General features: G+C 52.0%; 19 protein-coding genes. 4 read left to right on the forward strand and 15 right to left on the reverse strand.

All coding sequences use genetic code 11. The annotated features are described in order from the left end of the window. Window positions 1–2: 2 nt before the first annotated feature. A complete protein-coding gene (locus ACJJI3_RS20785) occupies window positions 3–3,122 on the reverse strand; it encodes an efflux RND transporter permease subunit (protein ID WP_444940802.1) in 3,120 nt (1,039 codons plus the stop codon). A 120-nt stretch (window positions 3,123–3,242) separates the two neighbouring features. Continuing rightward, window positions 3,243–4,361 (reverse strand): efflux RND transporter periplasmic adaptor subunit, encoded by a 1,119-nt coding sequence (locus ACJJI3_RS20790; RefSeq protein ID WP_444940803.1) that lies wholly within the window; start codon window positions 4,359–4,361, stop codon window positions 3,243–3,245. A gap of 134 nt (window positions 4,362–4,495) precedes the next feature. Between ACJJI3_RS20790 and ACJJI3_RS20795 the strand changes: the two genes are divergently transcribed. Then, on the forward strand, window positions 4,496–5,128 hold the full coding sequence (locus ACJJI3_RS20795) for a TetR/AcrR family transcriptional regulator (RefSeq protein ID WP_444940804.1): 633 nt from the start codon (window positions 4,496–4,498) through the stop codon (window positions 5,126–5,128). Here ACJJI3_RS20795 and ACJJI3_RS20800 read toward each other — a convergent pair. From ACJJI3_RS20800 to ACJJI3_RS20820, 5 genes are all read right to left on the reverse strand, one after another. After that, a complete protein-coding gene (locus ACJJI3_RS20800; RefSeq protein WP_444940805.1) occupies window positions 5,109–5,573 on the reverse strand; it encodes a GFA family protein in 465 nt (154 codons plus the stop codon). The two genes, ACJJI3_RS20795 and ACJJI3_RS20800, sit on opposite strands and share 20 nt — an antisense overlap. 58 nt (window positions 5,574–5,631) lie before the next feature. Beyond that, window positions 5,632–6,393, reverse strand: a complete 762-nt coding sequence (locus tag ACJJI3_RS20805; RefSeq protein ID WP_413663248.1) for an ABC transporter permease — start codon at window positions 6,391–6,393, stop codon at window positions 5,632–5,634. After that, the gene (locus ACJJI3_RS20810; RefSeq protein WP_413663247.1) at window positions 6,390–7,355 is read right to left on the reverse strand and encodes an ABC transporter ATP-binding protein; all 966 of its coding nucleotides are present in this window, start codon (window positions 7,353–7,355) and stop codon (window positions 6,390–6,392) included. Before ACJJI3_RS20810 ends, ACJJI3_RS20805 begins: the two co-directional genes overlap by 4 nt. Before the next feature lie 92 nt (window positions 7,356–7,447). Continuing rightward, window positions 7,448–8,671: an MFS transporter gene (locus tag ACJJI3_RS20815; protein WP_444940806.1), complete on the reverse strand. Its 1,224-nt coding sequence runs from the start codon at window positions 8,669–8,671 to the stop codon at window positions 7,448–7,450. A gap of 18 nt (window positions 8,672–8,689) precedes the next feature. Then, complete coding sequence (locus ACJJI3_RS20820) at window positions 8,690–8,845, reverse strand: hypothetical protein (protein WP_444915586.1); 156 nt, start codon at window positions 8,843–8,845, stop codon at window positions 8,690–8,692. 84 nt (window positions 8,846–8,929) lie between these two features. Between ACJJI3_RS20820 and soxR the strand changes: the two genes are divergently transcribed. After that, entirely contained in the window at window positions 8,930–9,418 is a 489-nt protein-coding gene (gene soxR / locus ACJJI3_RS20825; RefSeq protein ID WP_444940807.1) for a redox-sensitive transcriptional activator SoxR, read from the forward strand. 93 nt (window positions 9,419–9,511) lie between these two features. On the opposite strand, the gene ACJJI3_RS20830 is transcribed toward soxR, so the two are convergent. The 3 genes from ACJJI3_RS20830 to ACJJI3_RS20840 form a co-directional block, all read right to left on the reverse strand. Continuing rightward, on the reverse strand, window positions 9,512–10,237 hold the full coding sequence (locus ACJJI3_RS20830; RefSeq protein WP_444940808.1) for a dienelactone hydrolase family protein: 726 nt from the start codon (window positions 10,235–10,237) through the stop codon (window positions 9,512–9,514). Between the two features lie 80 nt (window positions 10,238–10,317). Then, a complete protein-coding gene (locus ACJJI3_RS20835) occupies window positions 10,318–10,731 on the reverse strand; it encodes a VOC family protein (protein ID WP_444940809.1) in 414 nt (137 codons plus the stop codon). Window positions 10,732–10,813: 82 nt separating this feature from the next. Beyond that, window positions 10,814–11,416: a LysE family translocator gene (locus ACJJI3_RS20840; RefSeq protein WP_444940810.1), complete on the reverse strand. Its 603-nt coding sequence runs from the start codon at window positions 11,414–11,416 to the stop codon at window positions 10,814–10,816. A gap of 402 nt (window positions 11,417–11,818) precedes the next feature. On the opposite strand from ACJJI3_RS20840, the gene ACJJI3_RS20845 reads away from it, so the two are divergent. Both ACJJI3_RS20845 and ACJJI3_RS20850 read left to right on the forward strand, forming a co-directional pair. Next, window positions 11,819–12,100, forward strand: coding sequence for a helix-turn-helix domain-containing protein (locus tag ACJJI3_RS20845; RefSeq protein ID WP_444942578.1), 282 nt, complete (start codon window positions 11,819–11,821; stop codon window positions 12,098–12,100). After that, on the forward strand, window positions 12,010–12,723 hold the full coding sequence (locus ACJJI3_RS20850; protein WP_444940811.1) for a substrate binding domain-containing protein: 714 nt from the start codon (window positions 12,010–12,012) through the stop codon (window positions 12,721–12,723). Before ACJJI3_RS20845 ends, ACJJI3_RS20850 begins: the two co-directional genes overlap by 91 nt. A 99-nt stretch (window positions 12,724–12,822) precedes the next feature. Here ACJJI3_RS20850 and ACJJI3_RS20855 read toward each other — a convergent pair whose 3' ends face one another. The 5 genes from ACJJI3_RS20855 to ACJJI3_RS20875 all read right to left on the reverse strand — a co-directional run bounded on the left by ACJJI3_RS20855 (window position 12,823) and on the right by ACJJI3_RS20875 (window position 22,162). After that, on the reverse strand, window positions 12,823–15,585 hold the full coding sequence (locus ACJJI3_RS20855) for a nitrate reductase (protein ID WP_444940812.1): 2,763 nt from the start codon (window positions 15,583–15,585) through the stop codon (window positions 12,823–12,825). Next, window positions 15,585–16,031 (reverse strand): nitrite reductase small subunit NirD, encoded by a 447-nt coding sequence (gene nirD / locus ACJJI3_RS20860; RefSeq protein ID WP_444940813.1) that lies wholly within the window; start codon window positions 16,029–16,031, stop codon window positions 15,585–15,587. Before nirD ends, ACJJI3_RS20855 begins: the two co-directional genes overlap by 1 nt. Before the next feature lie 87 nt (window positions 16,032–16,118). Further along, window positions 16,119–18,656 carry a nitrite reductase large subunit NirB gene (gene nirB, locus ACJJI3_RS20865; RefSeq protein WP_444940814.1) on the reverse strand — a complete coding sequence of 846 codons (2,538 nt, stop codon included), beginning with the start codon at window positions 18,654–18,656 and terminating at the stop codon, window positions 16,119–16,121. A 271-nt stretch (window positions 18,657–18,927) separates the two neighbouring features. Beyond that, window positions 18,928–20,709, reverse strand: a complete 1,782-nt coding sequence (locus ACJJI3_RS20870; RefSeq protein WP_444940815.1) for a bifunctional protein-serine/threonine kinase/phosphatase — start codon at window positions 20,707–20,709, stop codon at window positions 18,928–18,930. Further along, on the reverse strand, window positions 20,699–22,162 hold the full coding sequence (locus tag ACJJI3_RS20875; protein WP_444940816.1) for a NarK family nitrate/nitrite MFS transporter: 1,464 nt from the start codon (window positions 22,160–22,162) through the stop codon (window positions 20,699–20,701). The genes ACJJI3_RS20870 and ACJJI3_RS20875 overlap by 11 nt, the downstream gene beginning before the upstream one ends. Window positions 22,163–22,271 lie beyond the last annotated feature (109 nt).

Consider the following 22,271-nt stretch of genomic DNA (forward strand, 5'->3'; position numbering starts at 1 on the left):
TTTTAATCTGTAGTGGCATTTGGGGTCATGGGCCCGCCAATTTCAGGGCTATTTTCCACCGCCTCTTCATTGTGTTCTTCCCGCACTCGGAACCAAGCGGCATAGAGTGCTGGCAGGAACAGTAGGGTGAGTCCGGTTGCGACAATCAATCCGCCCATAATGGCGACCGCCATAGGGCCAAAGAAGTCACTGCGGGACAGTGGAATCATCGCCAATACCGCAGTCAGCGCTGTCAAAACAATCGGCCTGAAGCGTCTTACCGTCGACTCGACAATTGCATCCCAGGGGCTGAGGCCCTGGCTGATATCCTGCTGTATCTGGTCCACCAAAATCACCGAGTTACGCATAATCATTCCCGCCAGGGCGATGGTGCCCAGCATGGCGACAAAACCAAAGGGCTTGCCAAACAACAGCAGGAACAGGGTAACGCCGATCAGGCCCAGGGGAGCCGTGAGGAATACCATGGTGGATAGGGACATACTGCGCAATTGCAGCATTAGTAGGGTAAAGACCACCAGCACAAATAGCGGCATACCGGCATTGACCGATTTTTGCCCCCGTGCAGATTCTTCCACGGTACCACCCACTTCCAGCAAGTAGCCCGGCGGTAATTTATCGCGAATGGATTGAAGCTGAGGCCACACGGCATTGACGACGGTCGCCGGTAACTCTTCCCCATAAATATCAGCGCGCACGGTAACGGTGGGTAGGCGGTCCCGGTGCCAGATAATACCTTCCTCAAAACCGTATTCCAGGGTGGCAATCTGGTTCAACGGTACACTGCGGCCGCTGTCGGTTTGTACCGCGAGGTTACCCAACTGGCGCAGGGCATAGCGATCGTCTTCATTACCGCGCACACGCACGTCGATCAGCTCGTTATCCTCCCGGTATTGGCTCACAGTGATACCCGTTAAGGAGCTTTGCAGAGCCTGGGACAAGGTTGCACTGTTGACGCCCATAGCGCGAGCGCGGTCCTGGTCGATATTGAGGTTGATAGATTTACTGGGTTCTTCCCAATCCAGGTGCACGTTGGTCACTTGTGGATTGTCCCGCAGGCGCTCGGCCACTTCCCGGGCCAATCCGCGCACTTCGCGAATATGTTCGCCGGACAAGCGGAATTGCACCGGGTAACCCACGGGCGGGCCGTTCTCGAGGCGGGACACACGGCTGCGCAGGGTGGGGAACTCCTCATTCATCGTATTGATCAACCAGCTGCGCACTTGCTCGCGTTCTTCGACACTGCGGGTCATCACAACAAACTGGGCGAAACTGGCAGCGGGCAGCTGCTGGTCCAAAGGCAGGTAGAAGCGCGGGGAGCCGGTGCCCACATAGGCCACGTAATTTTCTACCTGATCGTTTTGCGCCAGCAGGGTTTCCAACCTTTTGGCCTGGTGCTCGGTGGATTTCAGCGAGGCACCTTCGGCCAGCTTCAGGTCCACCATCAATTCGAGGCGTCCGGAAGAGGGGAAGAACTGTTGCGGAACCAGTTTGAACAGAGCGAGCGAGCCGACAAAAATTGCCAGGGTGGCCGCGATCACTGTTTTGCGATTGCGCAGGCACCAGGTAATAAAGCGGCGGAAGCGCTGGTAAAAGGGTTTCTGGTAGGGGTCTTTGACTTCACCGCCGTGGCCGTGTCGCGCCAGGTTTGGCAGCAGGTAGTGGCCCAGATAGGGTACAAAGACCACGGCGGCAATCCAGGAAACGATTAGCGACAGGGTGACCACCTGGAAAATAGATCGGGTGTATTCACCGGTACCGGACTGGGCGGTGGCAATCGGTAAAAAACCGGCGGCGGTAATCAATGTACCGGTGAGCATGGGAAAGGCGGTGCTGGTCCAGGCGAAGCCGGCGGCTTTTAGCCGGCTGAGCCCCTGCTCCATTTTTATCGCCATCATCTCCACCGCGATAATGGCGTCGTCCACCATCAAGCCCAGGGCGAGTACCAGTGCCCCCAGCGAGATTTTGTGCAGGCCGATATTGAAGTAGTGCATCAGCGCGAAGGTCATCGCCAATACCAATGGGATCGACAGCGCCACAATTAATCCCGGGCGGCTGCCGAGGGAGAAAAAACTCACCAGCAGTACGATACCCAGAGCTTCAGCCAGCACTTGCAGGAATTCGCCAACGCCGCGTTTTACTGCTGCCGGTTGGTCGGAGACCTTGCGCAGTTCCATACCTATGGGCAGATCTTCCTGTAGTCGGGCAAAGGTTTCGTCGAGGGCTTTACCCAACTTTAAAATATCTCCCCCTTCCTTCATGGACACGGCGAGGCCGATGGCATCCTCTCCCATAAAGCGCATGCGGGGCTGGGCCGGATCGCTAAAGCCGCGGTGGACCTGGGCGATATCTCCCAGGCGCTGGGTGCGGCCATCTGCGGTAATAGGAAACTGGCGTATTTCATTGACGGAGGTGAACTGTCCGCTCACACGAATGCGCACCCGGTCGCTGACGGTATCCACAAAGCCGCCATCGGTGACCTGGTTTTGCGCTTGCAGGGCGTTTTGAACCGCAGACAGTGGAATGCCCATGGAAGCTAATTTGGTATTGGATATCTCCACCCAAATTTTTTCGTCCTGCAATCCCAGTAACTCGACCTTGCCTACATCCTTAACTCGCTGAAGGGCCAGTTGCAGTCGCTCAGCGTAGTCCTTCATCAGTGCGTAATCGAAGCCACTGCCGGTGAGGGCATAAATATTGCCGAAGGTGGTGCCAAACTCGTCGTTAAAAAATGGGCCCTGGATATCCGGCGGCAGGGTGTGGCGAATATCCCCCACCTTTTTGCGCACTTCATACCAGAGATCGGGAATGTCACGGGAGTGCATATCGTCCCGGGCAACAAACAATACTTGGGATTGCCCCGGACGCGAAAAAGAGGAGATACGCTGGTAATCGCCGGTCTCCAGTAATTTCTTTTCTACCCGTTCGGTAATCTGGCGGGACACATCTTCGGCACTGGCGCCGGGCCAGACGGTGTTGATCACCATCACCTTAAAGGTAAAGGGTGGATCTTCACTTTGCCCCAATTGGGTATAGGAAAAGGTTCCCAGCAGTCCCAGGACGATCATTGCGTAAAGCACCAGCGGGCGGTTTTTTAAGGCCCACTCGGAGAGGTTAAAACCCATGGCAGTTTCTCTGTTTCAAGGGCGGCTCTGCTTTTCGCGGCCGCACTTTGGAAATTGTTATCGAGGCTTTATTGGGAATTAATTTTCGCGGGCAGGCGTTATTGTTCCCGCGTCTTTAATTTATTCCTGATGGGCGAGAGACGGCCCCTGTTCGATGGGGCGGTTCATACGGTCCACAGGGCGCACCACCATACCTTCCTGCAACAAATGGGTACCTGCGGCCACGACCCAGTCATTGCGTTCCAACCCGGAAAATACCGCGACAAATTCCTCACCGTAGGGGCCCAGGCTGACCGGGGTTTTATGTAGTGTTTTTGTCTCTGGATTTAATACCCATACAAATGCGGCGCCATCGTCGGCACTGACTGCTGACATCGGAACTTGCAGTACATCAGTTTTTTCCGCCCTGGGGACAAATGCCCGTGCACTCTGGCCGATTTCTACACCGCTCACTTTATTTTCGAAAGCGACCCTGGCTTCAAAGGTGCGGGATATGGGATCGGCTGCCGGCGATAGTTCGCGGATGCGTGCGGGGAAAGATTGGCCCGGTTGGGACCAGAGTTCGACAGTTAGCAGTTGGCCCACTTTAAAGCGGCTGATGGATTGTTCCGGCAGGTCGATACGCACTTCCCGTTCACCATCGGCTGCCAGCTCAAAAATGCCTTGTCCTGCGGCAACGACCTGGCCGGCCTCGGCCATGCGGCGGGCGATCACGCCACTTTCCGGCGCCTTGAGTACGGCGTAGGCAGCCTGGTTGCGGGCAACATCCAGCTGTGCCTTGGCCTGCTGTAGTCGCGCTTCGCTGGCTTCGAATTGGGTTTCTACGGTATCGAATTGGGAGAGGCTCACCAGCTGCTTTTCCAATAGCTTGCGGTGGCGCGAGAGTTCACTGCTAGCCAGGCGCTGGTCTGCCTCGGCGGAAGTATGGCTGGCGCGGGCTGAATCCAGTTGTAGCAGCAGGTCTTCAGTATCCAGTTCCGCCAGGGGCTGGCCCTGTTCCACACGGTCGCCGACATTTACCAGGCGCCGCTGGATTTTCCCGCCGATACGGAAGGCCAGAGCCGGCTCGAAGCGGGCTCTTACCTCACCGGGATAAACATCGGTTTGGGCGCTGGCCAGGGTGGGGCGCACCATAACGGCGGGGCGCGGTTTGGTTTCTTGTTCCTGGGATTCAGAGGGGGCACAAGCGCTCAACAAAAGGCTGAGTGAGAGCGCAGCGAGGATTAGCATTCGGTACATATTGGCTTCCTTCCCCGGCGCTGGCGCGTCGAGGCAGATCCGTGACTGGGTCAAGCATGGCCGGGCGGCCATCAATGTTATACTGGCGAGTATAGTATATTTAATGAACTAACGAGTCTAGTATATGGAGAGCTATGTCTGAGCAGACCCAGACGGCCGCCCAGCGCGGTCGCCCCAAGGATCCGGTGAAACGCCAAGCCATTCTGGATGCAGCTAAGGACCTGTTTTTATCCCACGGTTTTGCAGCCACTAGCGTGGATGCGGTGGCCTCGGCTGCGGGAGTATCCAAACTTACGGTCTACAGCCACTTCTCCGATAAGGAGACGCTCTTTAGCGCCGCTATTGCCTCTCGCTGCGAAATGATGATGCCCCTGCCCATCTTTGCTTTAGAAGAGGGGGAATCGGTAGAGCAGGTCCTGGAGCGTATTGGCGACGCTTTTATGGGGATGGTGGAGAGCGAGGATAGCGTGCGTCTGTTACGCCTTTTGTGTGCTCTGGCATCCCAGGAGTCGGAAATGGCCCAGCTATTTTTTGACGCAGGTCCTCAGCGGATTTTGGGGGAGATAGAGCAGCTATTGCGCAGAGCCAATCAGTTACAGATGTTGAAGGTGGATAATCCCGCCGTAGCGGCGGAAGATTTTATCGGCTTGTTGCTGGGTTGCCACCATATGCAGGTCTTAATCGGCTGCCGACAAATGTCGACACAGGAAGAGCGCCGTGAGCGCGTACAAAAAGCGGTGAGAACCTTTATGTGTGCCCACCACTAGCGCCGGAATTATTGCCTGTATTCTTGGGCTGCTCCGCCATCGAGGGGCATAGGATAATATCACTGGCTATCTGGAGCCACTCCGGTTTGTTGCGGCTGTAAACATAGCGCTCGGGATAAATAAATTCCGGCGCATCAAAGGCGCCGCCGCCAAAGCCCCGATATTCGGGCAGGAACTCCAGTGTCCAGGTGAGCGTGCTGCCGCAATCCGGGCAGAACTGGCTCTTTATCCAGCGACCGGCATCGGAGTAAAGAGTGTGGGTTTGCAAATGGCCCTGAAGAAAGGCTATTTGTTTCTTTTTGAAGTAGACCGATAAGCCGATGGGACTACCGCTGCGCTTTCTACACCACTGACAAGAGCACAGGCTGACCCGGCGAGGGGAGCCGAGGGCGCGAAAGCGCAGTTGCCCGCAAACGCAGCCCCCTTCGTGATATTCCTCCACCATGCTAAGTCCACCGCTGTACCGCCTTTACTAAGGTTGGCACAGCGGCGTGGGGGAGGAATCAGGTTTTGATGCGGTATCCGGTGCGGAAAATCCACCAGACGGTGGTGAGACACAGCACCAGAAAGAGCAAAGTCATGCCGATACTCAGCCCCAGGTTAACATCGGCTACGCCGTAAAAAGCCCAGCGGAAGCCGCTGATCAAATAAACTACTGGGTTGAACAAGGTAATTTTTTGCCACATTTCCGGCAGCATACTGATCGAATAAAATGCACCGCCGAGAAAAGTGAGCGGCGTAATAATCATCAGCGGAATAACTTGCAGCTTCTGAAAGTCATCGGCCCAAACTCCGATAATAAATCCGAACAGGCTAAAAGTGACGGCAGTCAGCGCGAGGAATGTCAGCATCCACCAGGGGTGTACAATTTCGTAATCCACAAAAAAGCGAGCGGTCAGCAATATCAACAGCCCCAATAAAATGGACTTTGTCGCTGCGGCACCCACATATCCGGTGACGATTTCGAAGGAGGATATGGGAGCGGACAGTACTTCATAAATGGTGCCGGAGAATTTAGGGAAAAATATTCCGAAAGAGGCGTTGGAAATACTCTCGCTGAGCAGCGCCAGCATTACCAATCCTGGAATAATAAAGGCCCCATAACTGACCCCGTCGATATCCCCCATACGCGATCCAATCGCCGCACCAAACACAATAAAATAGAGAGATGTGGAGAGCACCGGTGAGGCGATGCTCTGCATCAGGGTGCGCCAGGTGCGGGCCATCTCAAACTTATAGATGGCGCCAATTCCATACCAATTCATGCCTGTGCCTCCTTACTGAGCTGCTCTTCCCGTTCAAGGCGGGCACCGTGAACCAAGTTGACGAAAATTTCCTCCAGGGAGCTTTCCCGGGTGTGTAAATCGCGGAATTCAATATTGGCGGCATTTAAACGGCGCAGAAATTCCGCAAGACCAGTGTCTTCGCTTTTGATATCAAAGCGATAAACCAGCTGGCTGCCATCGCTGCTGAGACTGAGTGGCAGGTCAGCGAGACTCTCTGGAATTTGTTGCAGTGGTGTGGGCAGTTGCAGGCTGAGTTCTTTCTCCCCCATTTTCTTCATCAGTGCATTTTTCTCCTCAACCAGAACCAGTTGGCCGTGATTGATAACACCGACACGATCGGCCATTTCCTCGGCCTCTTCGATATAGTGGGTGGTGAGGATAACGGTTACCCCCGACTCTTTCAGTTCGCGCACCATTTGCCACATATCCTGGCGTAGCTCCACATCGACCCCGGCAGTGGGTTCGTCGAGGAAGAGCACATTGGGCTCGTGGGATAGCGCCTTGGCGATCATCAGGCGGCGCTTCATTCCTCCTGAAAGCGTAATAATTTTGTTATCTTTTTTTTCCCACAGGGATAGCTGCCGTAGAATTTTCTCCAGGTAGGCGGGATTGGGAGCCTTGCCGAATAGACCGCGGCTGAATTTCACTGCCGCCCAAACGGTTTCAAAGGCATCGGTGGATATCTCCTGGGGCACCAGACCAATCTCATTGCGGGCATTGCGATAGTCCCGCTGAATATTGTAACCATTGACGGTGACCTCACCGCAGCTTGGATTTACGATGCCGCAGATAATGCTGATCATGGTTGTCTTGCCCGCACCATTGGGGCCGAGCAAGGCAAAGAGTTCTCCCCGCTGAATTTCCAGGTCGATATTCTTCAGGGCGGTAAACCCCTCGGCATAGGTTTTTCCCAAGCCTTTGATGGAAATAATCGATTCCACTTTTTCTCCTTGCCAAAATTACCGTACGGCTTTGGCTGTGTGTTGTCAGGTGGATTTATCGGGCAGAAAGGAGGAATACCTTTCCCGTCGGATCAGTTTCCCGATCCCAGCCCGGAAGTATATGCCAATGAGAATTCTTTTTTAATTTTAATGATGTATATCAAAGCTGCGCTGGAGGCGGCGAACATCAAAATTAAAGCCATGGATGAGAATGCACTGGAATATCCCATTTTATCAATCCAGGGCTGGCTGATGAAAGGCGAAATAAATTGCCCAAGAAAAATTCCAGTCGTCAGAAATCCTGCAGTTTTCCCTCTTTTTGACTCTGGAGCAGATTCGAGAGCCGTAGAAAAGATATGTGGTATCAGGGTACCCATTCCAAGTCCGTAGAGGGCAATAAAAGCAACTATTTCCGTCAGGTTTTGAGCACCGGCGAGCAGCCCAAAGCTGGCGGCCATAATAGTAAAGCTTGCGATAAAAACGCCGAGCACTCCCAGTTGATTCCGGGCTCGCCGGTAAATCAGTAATGAGGCGATGGCTCCCATAACATTGCTGGAGGCGATAGCCATAGCAATAAGGCTGGGTGAGGAGATTTCTATCTCACGCAAGTAAAACGGGATCTGAGTTGGAATCAGGGTAAAAGCCAGGCTATTTAAAGTTGCCGCCGCCAGTAGTGCATAAAATGCAAGCGGGTTAGCCTGCTTTTCTTTTTTTGGGTCTCTGTGCTTGAAAGGCCTTATTCGCACGGGCTCCCAAAGGAAAATTTTAACTGCTGGAACTAGTAGTAAGGCCAACAAGTAAATTGCGAAGGGGGCGCGCCAATGTAAGCTGGCCAGTAGTCCGCCCAGGGTTAGAAATACGACCCCACCGATACTGATAAAAGTACTCTGCTGGCTCAAATAAGTTAGGCGTTGCTCCCGGCTGAAATAATCCCCCACCAGGGCTGTTACCGAGGTCATTGTTCCGGCCACGGCAACTCCCAATAGTAGGCGGCTAGTCAGGATACCTGCGAGATTATCCTGAAATAGGGCTAGTAGACCGGATAGTCCATAGAGTACCAGGGCTGCTTTCAATAATTGCAGGCGGCCATGGCGATCAGCAATCCAGCCTGCTAATGGAGCGCAGAGGGCGATGCTCAAAGCGGGCAAGGTCACTACCAGTCGGCTCCACAAATCACTATTGGGTGTCCCTGAGAAATACTGCTGCAGTGCAGGTAGTGACGGGGCTACAGTGGCCCCCGACATGATAGTGAGTACTGCCAGGCACAGTAATGTGATACGGCTCTGAGACGGTATCCCGCTGGTCGTGTGCTTCATGATTATTAGTCGCTGCTTCTAGGTCCCAGGGTTTCTCTTCGCGGTATGTCCAGACTCGCGTATCTCAGTAGCAAATTTGGGGTTCAGGCTTGCAGCTGCCACTAGTAGTAAGAACAGGTTGGGGTTGGCTTGACCGGCTGGTTGCGCAACGCCGTTTGCTTGGTGCTTTTCCATCACTTTTCTCCCTCGCTTGCATTAGGTTGCGCAGCAGTGTAAAACCTCAACCAATGTTTAGGTCAATGTTTGGTGGGCGTTTTTATGGCAGCTGAAGAATCGGCCGAAAAAGGAGCGGTTAAGTCAAAGCAAATCAAGCGGGAGCTGACTGTTGGCGAAGTGGCCGAGCGCAGCGGCGTGGCAGTCAGCGCCCTGCATTTCTATGAAAGCAAAGGCCTGATTGCCAGCTGGCGGACCTCGGGAAATCAAAGGCGTTACTCGCGGGATGTGTTGCGCCGAGTGGCCATTATCAAGGTGGCACAGAGCACCGGTATTCCCCTGTCAGAAATAAGCGAGGCCTTCGGGGAACTTCCTAATAAGCGCACTCCCAATGCGGGGGATTGGTCATCACTCTCTTCTCACTGGCGTGAAGAGTTGGATCAGCGTATCCAGCAGTTAACCAAGTTGCGCGATGACCTTGAGGGATGTATTGGCTGTGGTTGTTTGTCTATGCAGAAATGCCCTTTACGGAATCCCGGGGATGAAGCTGCGGAGCAGGGAGGGGGAGCTCGCTATTTGGATTTGACCGAATAGGAAAGTGGTAGCAATACACGAGTACTGCTACCAACCCCCAAGGCGTACTTTTATCATTGCTAAAAGGCTGATAGCGGTTTTCCGGCGCTCACTTCAGGAGAAAATCTTCTCGTAAAACGCCAGTGTTCCCCGCCAGGCGTCCTCAGCGGCTTCACGGTTATAGGCCAGCGGCAGGCCGAACTTTTCTCCCCGGTCTGTTGCACAGGGGTTGGTAAATCCGTGTAGGACCCCCGGGTAACTGACCAGAGTTAATTTGGCTTCGGATTCCTGCATCTCAGTAACAAACTGGCCGACCTGGTCCGGTGGAACCATCACATCGGCGCCGCCGGTGTAGACCTGTATTTCAGCATTAATAGGTTTGTTTTGTGCGGGGGTACTTCTTGCCAGTGCCCCGTGGTAACTGACTACGCCGCGCAAGTCCACGCCGACTCGAGCCATAGCGAGTACGACTCCGCCGCCAAAACAATAGCCCTGTGCTGCGACCTGGTCCGGGTCTGCTTGGGGCCGCTGCTGGAGCAGTGATAATGCTGTGCGGAAGCGCGCTTCAAGGGCCACCGGGTCCTTCAGGGCTTCATCCCTGAACTGTTGTGCCTCTTGTGGATCATCGGTCTGTTTGCCTGCGCCAAACATATCCACTGCAAAAGCGAGGTAGCCGCAGTTGGCCAGTTTCTCCGCCTGCTCGCGAACAAAGGCATTGTGCCCCCACCATTCGTGTACCAGTAAAACCCCCGGCCGTTTTTCACTGATATTTTCATCCCATGCGAGATATCCGCAAAAAGTATCTCCGTTTACGGTGTAGTCAATTACTTCCGCTTCCATAGTGAGTCGCCTGGCTGATCGAGAAAGAGTCGTTGGGAAACCGGTAAGGGCCCGGCTACTCCGCAAGCGTGGCACAAACTTCAGTTGTTGCCAGTGGGTGGTCCTTTCAGCTCAATCACATTGTCTTCGGGATCCGAGATGTAAATTGACAGGCCAATTCCATCGGTACCAAAGCGCTCTTCTGCTGGCGAAAACTTTACCTGTTCCTGCGCTAAAAAGGCCTGAATACTCTCCGGATTAAAGGGTTCAACCCGGAAGCAAAAATGATCCAGGTTCCGCCCTTCCTTTCCTGGTGCTGCTCCCCCTCTCTGGCCTATAGGTTTATCAACTGGCACTAAATCTATCATGCAAGTGCCTGCGCGGAGTTGGTAGAGGCCAATATCGTCCCGTTGGCGCACAATGCTGCATCCAAGAATATTTTGGTAAAAGTCGAGCATGGGTTTTAGAGATTGGACACGCAATACAATATGGTCAATATGGTGGAGCTTAATCATAGGCGGCCCAAGCTTAGTTTTTACTAAGACTAGGTGGACCCTAAGGTAGTTGTCGAGTGAATTAAATGTTAGAAATTTTAAGTTAATCTGTAAAAGCCTGGCTATAGAGAAGGTAGGTAGCGCAAATAATCAGAAGGCTCCCCATGGATCTGTTAAATACTTTGCGCCGGTATTGACTCCCTAATAGTAAGCTAGCTCGATCCCCGGCAATAGCCCAAATACTTAATGATATGTAGCAAACCAGAAAGTAAATCAGGGTAAATGTGAGTAAATTGCTGTGGTTATCGCTGCTGGAGAAAATAGCCACTCCAGAAAGGCAGGCGATCCAGGCCTTTGGGTTAAGCCATTGCAATAAAACCCCCTGGTAAAATCGTGGCTCCTGAATCCGCTCAATACCCGCATGATCAGTAGGTGCAACCGCTGTTTGGTAGCCGATATAGGCCACATAAATTGATCCTGTTATCGCAACATATCGTAGTAACTGGGGATAAATTTCTATTACCTGATAGAGCCCAAGGCCTATAGCTGCAAGTAACAGTGTAAAGCCTATTGTGGCTCCTGATACAAAGGGCAAAGTGCGGATAAATCCATAATTCACCCCGGAGGAAATGATAACCATATTCACCGGCCCCGGTGTAATGGACATAGCCAGGGAAAACCCAAACATAGCAAGAAGTAGTGACATTCTCTGCTCCTGGCAGTTATCAATTGTTTGGAGACTTTAATGGCCTGGTAGGAAAATGATTAGATACTTAAAACTAAAATATATTGTTTATAAAAATTTACTTACTAAAAAGGGAGAAGGAAAGAATACACTGTACTCGGGACTCTATGAGGCATGGATGCCGATTAGGAGCTTACAGGAATGTATTCGCTGCGTGTCTCGAGTGCTGTGTATTCTTTCCCTCCACCCCAGTAGTAAGTATGGACGAGTGTGCTGCATAAAACTGGATGCAGATAAGGCGCTAACAGCAATATATCCACAGATCTTTGCGAGAGCGGTGTATCCTTTCCTGTTGACCCAGAAGTACCTTTAGAGAATTCATAGGGAGTTGCTATTGTGCTAAAGGATATTCGCTATTTACTGGTGTTTGCCAAGGTTGTGGAAAGCGGCTCTTTTAGAGGCGCTTCTTCGGAACTGGATATTTCTATCGCCAGCGTCAGTTCCTATGTGGCGAGGTTGGAGGAAAGTCTTGGCGTTGCGCTCTTGTATCGCAATACCCGCAAGTTGTCCCTGACCAAGATGGGGAAAAGATTTATAAAACGGCACAGAATATATTGGATTTGTATGCCGATGGTCTCGGAGAATACAAAGCGCGAGAGGAACGCAGTATCAGTCGGCTTAAAATTGCAATCCCCGCCGTTTTGATCCACAGCCGCTTGCTGAGCAAAATAGTGGACTTTGTCCGGCGGGATCTGGGTATTCATTTACAACTTCAATGCAGCGATCAGCACGAGGATGTAATTGGCGGTGGTTTTGACTTGGCAATTCGCCTGGGTAATATGCCTGACAGCAATTTGAAAGCGCGTAAGATATTTGAATTAGAGCGGGTGTTAATTGCCAGTGGCGATATGCTGGATCGCTATGGTTTTCCGGGTCATCCTCGCGACCTTGCAGTCTGGCCCTGGACTGGGCTGACCATGCGGCCCAATCACCGGCAATTTCTGCATCGGCAGCAGGACGAATATGAAGTTAGCTACACCCCGGTAGCGGCTGTCGACAGCGTTGAAGCGGCTTATCGATTGACGAGCTGTGGCCTGGGACTATCGGCGTCACCTCGATTTTTAATAAGCGCACAGGATGATGTACAAGAGTTATTGCCAGACTGGCAGCTTCCGAGTTTACCCGCCTATGCAGTTAGACCTTCAAACGGAGTCTCCGAAGGTCCTATACAGAAACTGATTGATTATTTGGCCGATAGTGATACCCAGCTGGCCGCCTGCCATCCTCGCGATTTAACGCAAAAGCTAGCTGCAGAAGCGGTTGATTGATTGTCCCGGAAGGTTCTCAATAGCTCGGTAGAGGCCTCTGCCGTCAAGGTTGGTCACTTGCGGGCAGAGGTTCTTTTATTCATGGGGGAATTTAAAATCTTACTGCGGAATAAACTCCTGAACCATATTTATTTGGGCATTACTGCTTATTTCTACCGGATCTTGCTTTACCGGAGTTGACTCCATGGATGTGTCTTCAGAGGCGTTAACTGTGCGAATAATACTGGAAATTTCTGGTTTGCAGGAACCGCAGCTGGTACCGCAGCCAAGAGTTTTTCCCAGTGCTTCGACAGTGTTAATGCCTTGGGCGATGGCCTCCTCTATCTGTGGCCGGGAAACCTGGAGGCAGGTACAAATCATCTTCACACCGGGCTTTATGGGATGAAGCAATTGCCCCGGTGATTCCGGCAGGGGAGTGGCCAGGTAATTTTCCAGGTGCTGTCGGCTGGGTAATTGGTGCCAGTCTCTGCCAGAGAAAATCAGCAGTTTTAAGCCATCGTCGTAGGCGATCCAGCGCTGACTTTTAGGGGTAACCAATTCCTGCCAGAACAATTGGGGCTGCTCGTCCATTATCTTGGATGCCAGTTCCCGCCCGTGGATAAGTTGGTTCGCGGCAATTTCATAGCGAAAGCCATTTTCCAAGGGGACTCGATACCAGTGCAGGATACTGCTGTCGTTGGCCTGCTGTAACCAATCCCATACTCTATCGGCAGTCTCTTCGGCACAGATCATTGTGGCAAAGTATTCAGCTGCCAGGGGACTGACATTAACGGGAACCTGTTTGAATTCAGGTTGGCCGGAGTAGGGGTCAATACTGGAGTCCGCCAGGGCACTGGGCTTGGAATCCTGTGAGAAGGTTTCACTCCAGTGAATAGGGGCAAAGATTTCCCCTCTTTTTTGCCCGACGTTGAGAGCGGCGCGGCCGACCATTTTAGATGAGGCGCTGTTTAACCGAACTAATTCCCCATCGTTAATCTGGAAGCGAGCGGCATCCTTGGGGTTTATTTGTATTTCCGGCAGTTCGCTGTGATCGAGTAATTTTCTTACCCGCCCGGTTCGGGTCATGGTATGCCACTGGTCGCGCATACGGCCGGTATTGAGCCATATAGGATAGTCGTCACTAATCTGTTGTTCCGGAGGCTGCGGCGCTATGGGGATAAAGCGAGCACGCTTGTCCGGGGTAAAAAACTGTCCACTGGTGAATAAGCGTTTGCACCCGGCCGGATGCTCCTGATTGACCGGCCACTGTACCGGGGCCAGTGCATCGTATTCACTGCGATTGATATTGGCGAGTGCGGAGATATCGAAAGCCCTGGAGCCGTGGTTTTCGAAGCCGGAAAGCTGGGCGTGCTCACGAAAAATATCGGCGGGGTGTGAATAATTAAACTGATCTCCATAACCCAGTTGCTGGGCCAGTCCGCACAGGGCTTGCCAGTCGTGGCGAGCTTCTCCCGCTGGGGATAAAAATCCACGTTGCCGAGAGATACGTCGTTCTGCATTGGTGACAGTGCCGTTTTTTTCTCCCCAGCCCGTTGCGGGAAGTAGCAAATCGGCACAGCGAGCGGTATCGGTATTGGCAATGCAGTCGGAGACAATAACCAGCGGGCATTTCTGTAGCGCAGCTTTGACTCTATCGGCTTCGGGCATACTGACAGCGGGGTTGGTAGCCATAATCCAAATAGCTTTAATTTTTCCGCTTTCTACCGCGCGGAACATATCCACAGCCTTCATCCCTGGCTTGGTAGCAATTTGATCGGAATTCCAGAATCGTGATACCCGGTCAATATCCTGCTCGTTAAACTCCATATGTGCGGCGAGGGTATTGGCAAGTCCGCCCACCTCGCGTCCACCCATCGCGTTGGGTTGGCCGGTAATAGAAAATGGTCCTGCACCAATTTTGCCCACGCGTCCGGTGGCTAAATGGCAGTTTATGATTGCGTTATTTTTATCAGTGCCGCTGCTGGACTGATTGATTCCCATGGAATAAAAACTAATGGTCTTTTCTGTTGCTGCAAATGCCTGAAAAAATTCCAATAGTTTTTCGATAGATATGCCACAGGTGGCTGCAGTTAATTCTGGTGACCAGTCTTGAGCCGCAGCTAAGGTATCGGCAAATCCCTGTGTATGATTTCTTATGTAGTCGGTATCTAGATAATAGTGCCGGCTGAGAAAACGCAGTAGTCCATTGAATAGTGCCGCATCAGTGCCGGGTTTAATTGCTAGGTGCAGATCTGCCATTTCACTGGTAGCGCTGCCACGGGGGTCGATAACGATAAGCTTTGCAGCACCTGCCTGCATTCGCTGGAACAAGATCGGGTGTGTCCAGGCTGCATTGGAACCGATAAGCACGATAAGTTCAGCCTGTTCCAGATCCTCATAGGAACAGGGTACCGCATCGGCACCAAATGCACGTTTATATCCCACCACTGCAGAGGCCATACAAAGTCGGGAATTGGTATCAATATTGGCAGAGCCAATAAATCCCTTCATTAACTTGTTGGCCACATAGTAGTCTTCGGTGAGAAGCTGACCGGACAGATAAAAAGCTACAGAGTCAGGGCCATGGTCGCGAATTGTCTGTTTAAAGGCATCGGCCATATAAGAGAGCGCAGTATCCCAGTCACAATCTTTTCCGTGCAGGCGAGGGTGCAGGAGACGGCCGTGTTCGCCCAGCGTTTCGCCGAGCGCAGAACCTTTAACGCACAATTTGCCGAAATTTGAAGGGTGCTGGGAGTCGCCACTAACAGTAATCGCTGTAGTATTTGCGCGCTCTTCCCTGTTAACCGAAACCCCACAACCGACACCACAATAGGGGCAGGTAGTGCAGGAGCGGTGCGCGCTCAGAAATTCCTGTACTGCCATTACTGTAGCTTATTGTTGCCGATGTAAACCGTGTCCCCACTAAATGCCAGCGGGTAGGTGGCAAGCTTGATATCGCTGTCTTCCATGCAGACTCCATCGCTAAGGCGGAAATGGTTTTTATACATTGGGGAAGCAATGGTTAATTCCCCTTCCAATTCCGCAATAATTCCTCTTGCAATCACACCAGCTTGTGCGATTGGGTCCCAGTTGTCAACGGCATAAAGCTGTTGTTCCTGGTCGGGTAAAAAAAACAGGGCGATGCTTCTTTGATAGACAGTTTTAGTCACTGTATTCAAAGCCTTCGTTGGGTATACGGAGGTATCGCCCCAAAGCGCACATACCCCAGAGTTGGTGACCAAATCTGATCGCTGACAGATTGGAGACCATTGGGGGTGGGTTATGGCAACTGAATTTGAGGGAGTTTCTTGCAGGGCAGCCAGGCTCATAATAATTTCCTCACAATGGATGGAAAGGATTCAAAAGCAATTTATTAATAAAGGTATAACTGGCGGCTTGCGCCGCCGGGTGAAGCGTTAGGCGGATTCGGCTGTTTCCACTAGCTCGTCAGTGGTCGCCGGACGCGGTTGTCCGCGCTCTTTAACGAAAACAATCTTTTCGTCGGTTTCGTTGCTGTTAACGAATTGACGGAAGCGCTTGAGTTTTTCCGGATCGTTAATGGCTGTTTTCCATTCGCACTGGTAGGTGTCTACTACTCGGGCCATCTGGGCTTCCAGCTCAGCACAAACCCCCAGCTTGTCATCGATAATGACTTCGCGCAGGTAATCCAGGCCGCCGTCAAGATTTTCCAGCCACACAGATGTGCGTTGTAATTTATCGGCGGTGCGCACATAGAACATCAGGAAACGGTCGATATAGCGGATAAGGGTTTCGTCATCCAGGTCGGTGGCGAACAAATCTGCATGGCGGGGGCGCATACCGCCGTTGCCACAAACAAATAGATTCCAACCTTTTTCAGTGGCGATAACCCCGACATCTTTGCTTTGAGCCTCAGCGCATTCACGGGTACAGCCGGAAACAGCCATTTTTATTTTGTGTGGAGAGCGCAGTCCCTTGTAACGGTTTTCTACTTGAAGGGCCATTGAAACGCTGTCCTGAACCCCAAAGCGGCACCAGGTGCTGCCGACACAAGACTTAACCGTGCGCAGGGATTTACCGTAGGCATGGCCGGTTTCAAATCCGGCATCAATCAGCTCTCGCCAAATTTCCGGTAGCTGCTCCAGGCGCGCGCCAAACAAGTCGATACGCTGGCCACCGGTAATTTTGGTATAGAGGTTGTAGCGTTTGGCCACTTCACCGATCACTATTAATTTTTCCGGTGTGATCTCGCCGCCGGGAATACGCGGAACTACAGAATAGCTGCCGTTTTTCTGCATATTCGCCATAAAAGTATCGTTGGTGTCCTGTAAGCCGACGTGAGTCTGCTCCAGAATATGTTCATTCCACAGGGAGGCAAATATGGATGCGGCCGCAGGTTTACAAATTTCACAGCCGCGCCCTGAACCGTGTTTGCTTAATAATTCACTAAAGGTTTTTATTTCTTCCACCTGGATAATGTGGAATAACTCCTGGCGGGAAAAGGGGAAGTGCACGCATAAGTGATTGTTCACTTCCATGCCGAGCGCCGCTAGCTCTTCATCGACAATATTTTTTAGTAGCCCAGCGCAACCACCGCAACCTGTAGATGCTTTTGTTGCATCCTTAACATCAGCAAGTGAGTGGCAGCCTCCGGCAACGGCGTCGATAATTTGGCCTTTGCTTACATTGTGGCAGGAACACACGGTAGCCGAAGCGGGAAGTGCAGCAGCACCCAGCCCGGGAGCGGCGCCATCGGTTGCCGGTAAAATTAATTGTTCCGGGTGTTCGGGCAGATCAATATCGTTGAGGTGATATTGCAGCAGGGTATCGTAGTCATCCGTATCTCCTACCATTACCGCGCCCAGGAGCTTTTTTCCCTCGCTATCGGTGATCATACGTTTGTAAACGCCGCTCTGCTCGTCTACAAAAGTAATAGCGGCAGCGCCGTCGGTGCGACCATGGGCGTCGCCAATAGAACCGACCTGTACGCCCAGGAGTTTCAGTTTGGTGCTCATGTCAGCACCGTTAAAGCTTTCCTCTCCACCGGTCAGTTGAGCGACAGCAGTACGCGCCATGCTGTAACCGGGAGCGACCAGGCCAAAAATTTTCTGATCGTAAAGCGCGCATTCGCCGATAGCAAAAATATTCGGGTCTGAAGTACGGCAGTTGCTGTCAATTACGATCCCGCCGCGTTCGCCAACTTCCAGCCCGCTGGATTTTGCCAGTTCATCCTGGGGGCGAATGCCTGCGGAGAAAACAATCATATCGGTAAGCAGTTCTTTATCTCCCTTGAACTGCATACGCAGGCGGCCGTCTACTTCTTCAATCAATTCCGTGGCGGTACTGGTGTGTACCTGAACCCCGAGTGCTTCAATTTTTGTTCTTAATAGGGCTGAACCACCTTCATCCAGTTGAGTGGCCATAAGGCCTGGGGCGAACTCGACAACGTGGGCTTCAAGTCCCAGTGCTTTCAGGGCATTGGCAGCTTCCAGGCCCAGTAGGCCACCGCCGACAACTACACCACTTTTTGCACTGGCGGCAATCGAGCGAATGGAATCGAGATCTTCCAGGGTTCGATATACAAAGCAGCGCTGGTGTTGATGACCGGGTATTGGCGGAACAAAAGGGTAGGAGCCGGTGGCAAGTATTAATTGGTCGTAAGAGTGGCTGGCTCCACTTGCCGCAGTAATTGTTTTATTGTCCCGATCAATTTGCACCACCTTGTCGTTGAGCAGGATATTAAAACCCCACTGCTGATACTGCTCCAAGTTTCCCATGGACAGGTCTTCAGCTGTGCGTCCGGCAAAGTATTCGGAAAGGTGGACCCGGTCATAAGCGGGACGGGGCTCTGCACAGAATATGGTGATATCAAACTGGTTGGCGTATTGATGGTTGGCGAGCTGTTCCAGGAAATGGTGCCCGACCATACCGTTGCCAATCACAACCAGCTTTTGAGGTTTAACATTTGCCTTCATTTACAATCCTGCCGTCTCAATTCGTTTTATTCGGCAGGAAGAGGGCCCGTCTGAAATGGCAAGGGCATCTCCTCTTCTGCCGAAGAGTACAGGCGCCGTTGCCTCGTAATGGGGGAATAATTTGTTGGTAATTAAATACATTCAATCTCTATGCCAATTTTATTTTTAGTAATAAAAGGGGGTTTGGCCTGATTGTCCACAATTTTTGCGACAAAGTGGTGCATTTAATTAATTTTCTGCGCTGTAAATGTGCTTATTCAAATCTTATGTATTAGCGCCAAAAGAAGTAGAGCAGATGAGAGAGCAGTAGAATTAAAGTTAGTAGCTGCCAGACAAGAACCGGATTTCTTTCTAGCAGGGGGCGGCTTTGGGGGGCTTTAAAATCTGGGCTGGGAGATTGCAGATCCTGGATAAATTCTGACAATGCGTTGTAGCGCTTTTTAGGATCAGGAGCACAAGCCTTTTGTAGAGCGCTATCAATCCAGTAGGGAATATCTTTGCGGTGTGCGGATGCGCGAGTAAAGCGCATTTGGTTATAGCTCTTTAAACGGTAGTGGTAGCTACCAAAGCGCTCGGGATAGGGATATTTGCCCGTGAGCAATTCATAAGCAATGATTCCCAGGGAAAAGATGTCTGATCGATGGCTGGCGCTATCCCCAAAAAAGAATTCCGGAGCTGCATAATTCTTACTGCCGGGTGCTGTTTCACCAGATAGATGTAATTGCTCTCTGAGCCCTGGGCCATCGGCACCACCGAGATCAATGATTACCAGGCGCCCGTCGTTGCGCATCATAATATTCTCTGGCTTGAGATCGCCGTGAACGATCTCCAACCGCTGTAAACTTCGCAACGCACTAACCAGTTGTGCCATTAGCTCCCGCACTTGGGGAATTTGAGGTTGTGGATTTAATTGCATCCACTGACGCAAAGTCTGTCCTTCGATATATTCGAGAATATGATAGAGACAGTGTCTTTCAGAAGTGGGAGCAAAAACTTTAATAATTCCTGGGTGGGAGATTCGTCGCCCGGTCCACTCCTCAGCAATAAATCGCTCGATGTAGTGGGGGTCATCACAGAAATTAACTGAGGGAGTTTTTATCACCCGCAATACTTCGGTATTGAGGTCTCGGGCCAGATAGAGATGGCTGCGGCTGCTGGCATGTAATTCCTGTAAAACAAGGAAGTTGTCGAGCTTTTGGCCTGGGCGCAGGTCAGGTGCGAACGGGAGTTCGCGATTGCGCATAGCCAATTCATCGCACTGGGGCAGCCCTACATAATTTATCCGGCAAGTGACAGCAGTCAGGTTATCGGTGGAGCCCGCTTTCAGAGCAGCATCAATAAGCCCTTGAGGGGTTGAGCTGGAAAAATTAAGCAATAGCTCAATTAACTCTGTTTCAGGCAGAAAATCGTGAATACCATCGCTACTCACCAGGAAAATATCCCCGGGTTGCAGTTCCTCACAGCGGTAGTCCACTTCAATATGGGCATCCATTCCCAGGGCGCGGCTCAAAAAGGTGCGTCCAGGTCCGAGGCTGTGGCTGTGATCGCTACTCAAGCACTCTAATTTTCTGTTGCGTAGTCGGTAGATCCGGGAGTCGCCGATGTGAACCAGGTGTGCGCTGGTGCCTTTGAAAATAACGGCAGAAAAAGTGGTCAACCAACCTCGTTTAATTTCGGCACTGCCGCCACTCTGTCGAAACAGCCAGCTATTGAGCGAGTGCAAAACCCGCGCAACAGAGTGCTTTGTCGACCAGGTTTGCGGGGTGCTGTAATAATCGGAAAAGAATCCATTGATGGCAGCGCGGGCTGCTTCACCGCCGGCTTCTGCATTGGCAACACCGTCGGCTACTGCCGCAAGGCTGCCGTGGCGCTGTAATTCAGCGCCTTCGGGAAGCCTCACTGCGCAGGCGTCGTCATTGTGTTGGCGAAGTCCGGCGCAGGAGGCAGTGAACAGTTGCAGGGCATCTTCTTTATCGCCCTGCGAACTGTCACTGGCAGCGAGCCCGGATTCTTCTGTGCTCGCTGCAGTGGGTAGATCGTTATTAGGCAACATCGATCATGGATACGCTGCCATCGGGGTGTACTTCTGCCATTTGTCCCTCCGGTTCTTCCAGTAGAAGCAGGGCGGCAAAGCCGAGCAATGCGGTAGCGCAGATTACCAGGAAAAAGGTCTGGTAAGACACCATGCTGAGAACGGTGAGATAGAAAACGGCTCCGACATTGCCGTAGGCGCCAGTCATGCCGGCAATCTGCCCGGTAAGGCGGCGCTTGATCAAGGGCACCACTGCGAATACCGCGCCCTCACCAGCTTGCACAAAGAAGGAGCAGGCCATGGCAGCGGCGACCGCCAGGTACAGGGGCCACTCGGCATCAATCATGCTCATAGTGAAGTAACCCAGAGCCAGGCCAGCGGTGAGGATCAGCAGGGTAGATTTGCGGCCCCAGCGGTCACTAATCAATCCGCCGGCAGGGCGTGACATGAGGTTCATAAAGGCATAGGCGGAGGCCAGCAAGCCAGCTTTTACCGGGTCCAGTGTAAAGGTCTCGGAGAAGAATAAGGGCAGCATGGAAACCACAGCCAATTCGGAACCGAAAGTCGCGAAGTAGAGCAGATTCAAAACTGCTACTTGCTTAAACTTATAGCGGTGTACCGGTGCTGGTGGGTTGCTGAGTACTTCACGGTTAATACTGTAGGTTTTATACGCGTCCAGAAGATACAGTAATACCAGGCCTGCATAGATCAGGTTGGCGGTAAGGTTGGATATTAATGCAACGCCGCTGGATAATTTCCAGGTTAGCAGAGCCAGCGCCGCATACATGGGCACTTTCATCACCAGAAGCAGGATAAAATCCCCGGGACTGGTGACTTCCATAGCACCAATTTTTTTGGGCTTGAAATAGGTTGACCCCTTGGGCGTATCAGTCACAGAGAAGTAATAAACTACGCTGTAAACCAGTGCGATTGCGCCGGTGAGGCCAATGGCATAGCGCCAGCCGTCGTCACCGCCAAAAAACAGGGCGATGGTGGGCAGGGACATGGCCGCTGCGGCTGAGCCAAAATTTCCCCATCCCCCGTAAATACCCTCTGCGGTACCCAGCTGTCGAGCCGGGAACCACTCGGACACCATTCGGATACCTACAACAAAACCTGCACCAATAAAGCCTAATAGGAATCGGCCAATGGCTGCCTGCACAAAATTGTCTGCCAGGGCAAAAATAAAGCAAGGCACACTGCCGATTGCCAGTAATAGCGAATAGGTGAGTCTAGGGCCATATTTATCAGTGAGCATCCCGATTACAATGCGCGCGGGAATTGTCAGGGCCACGTTTAAAATAAGTAGGGTTTTGACCTGGTCTGGAGTTAATGAAAGGCTTTTCGCAATTGCCATTAACAGTGGTGCGTGGTTAAACCAGGCAAAGAAAGTGATAAAGAAGGCCACCCAGGTTAGGTGGAGCACTTTTATCTTCCCGCGGAACGAGAATAGATTAAGTGAGTCACTGGACATGCGCATTTCCTTTGTTTGCTAATTCCGCAGGCACAAAAAAAGCCCACAGCTGCAGCCGCTTGACTGCAGACGATGGACTTCGTTGCCCGTTATATTCGGCGAACAACCG

The sequence above is a fragment of the Microbulbifer maximicatervae (SeqCode) genome, from assembly GCF_052466985.1.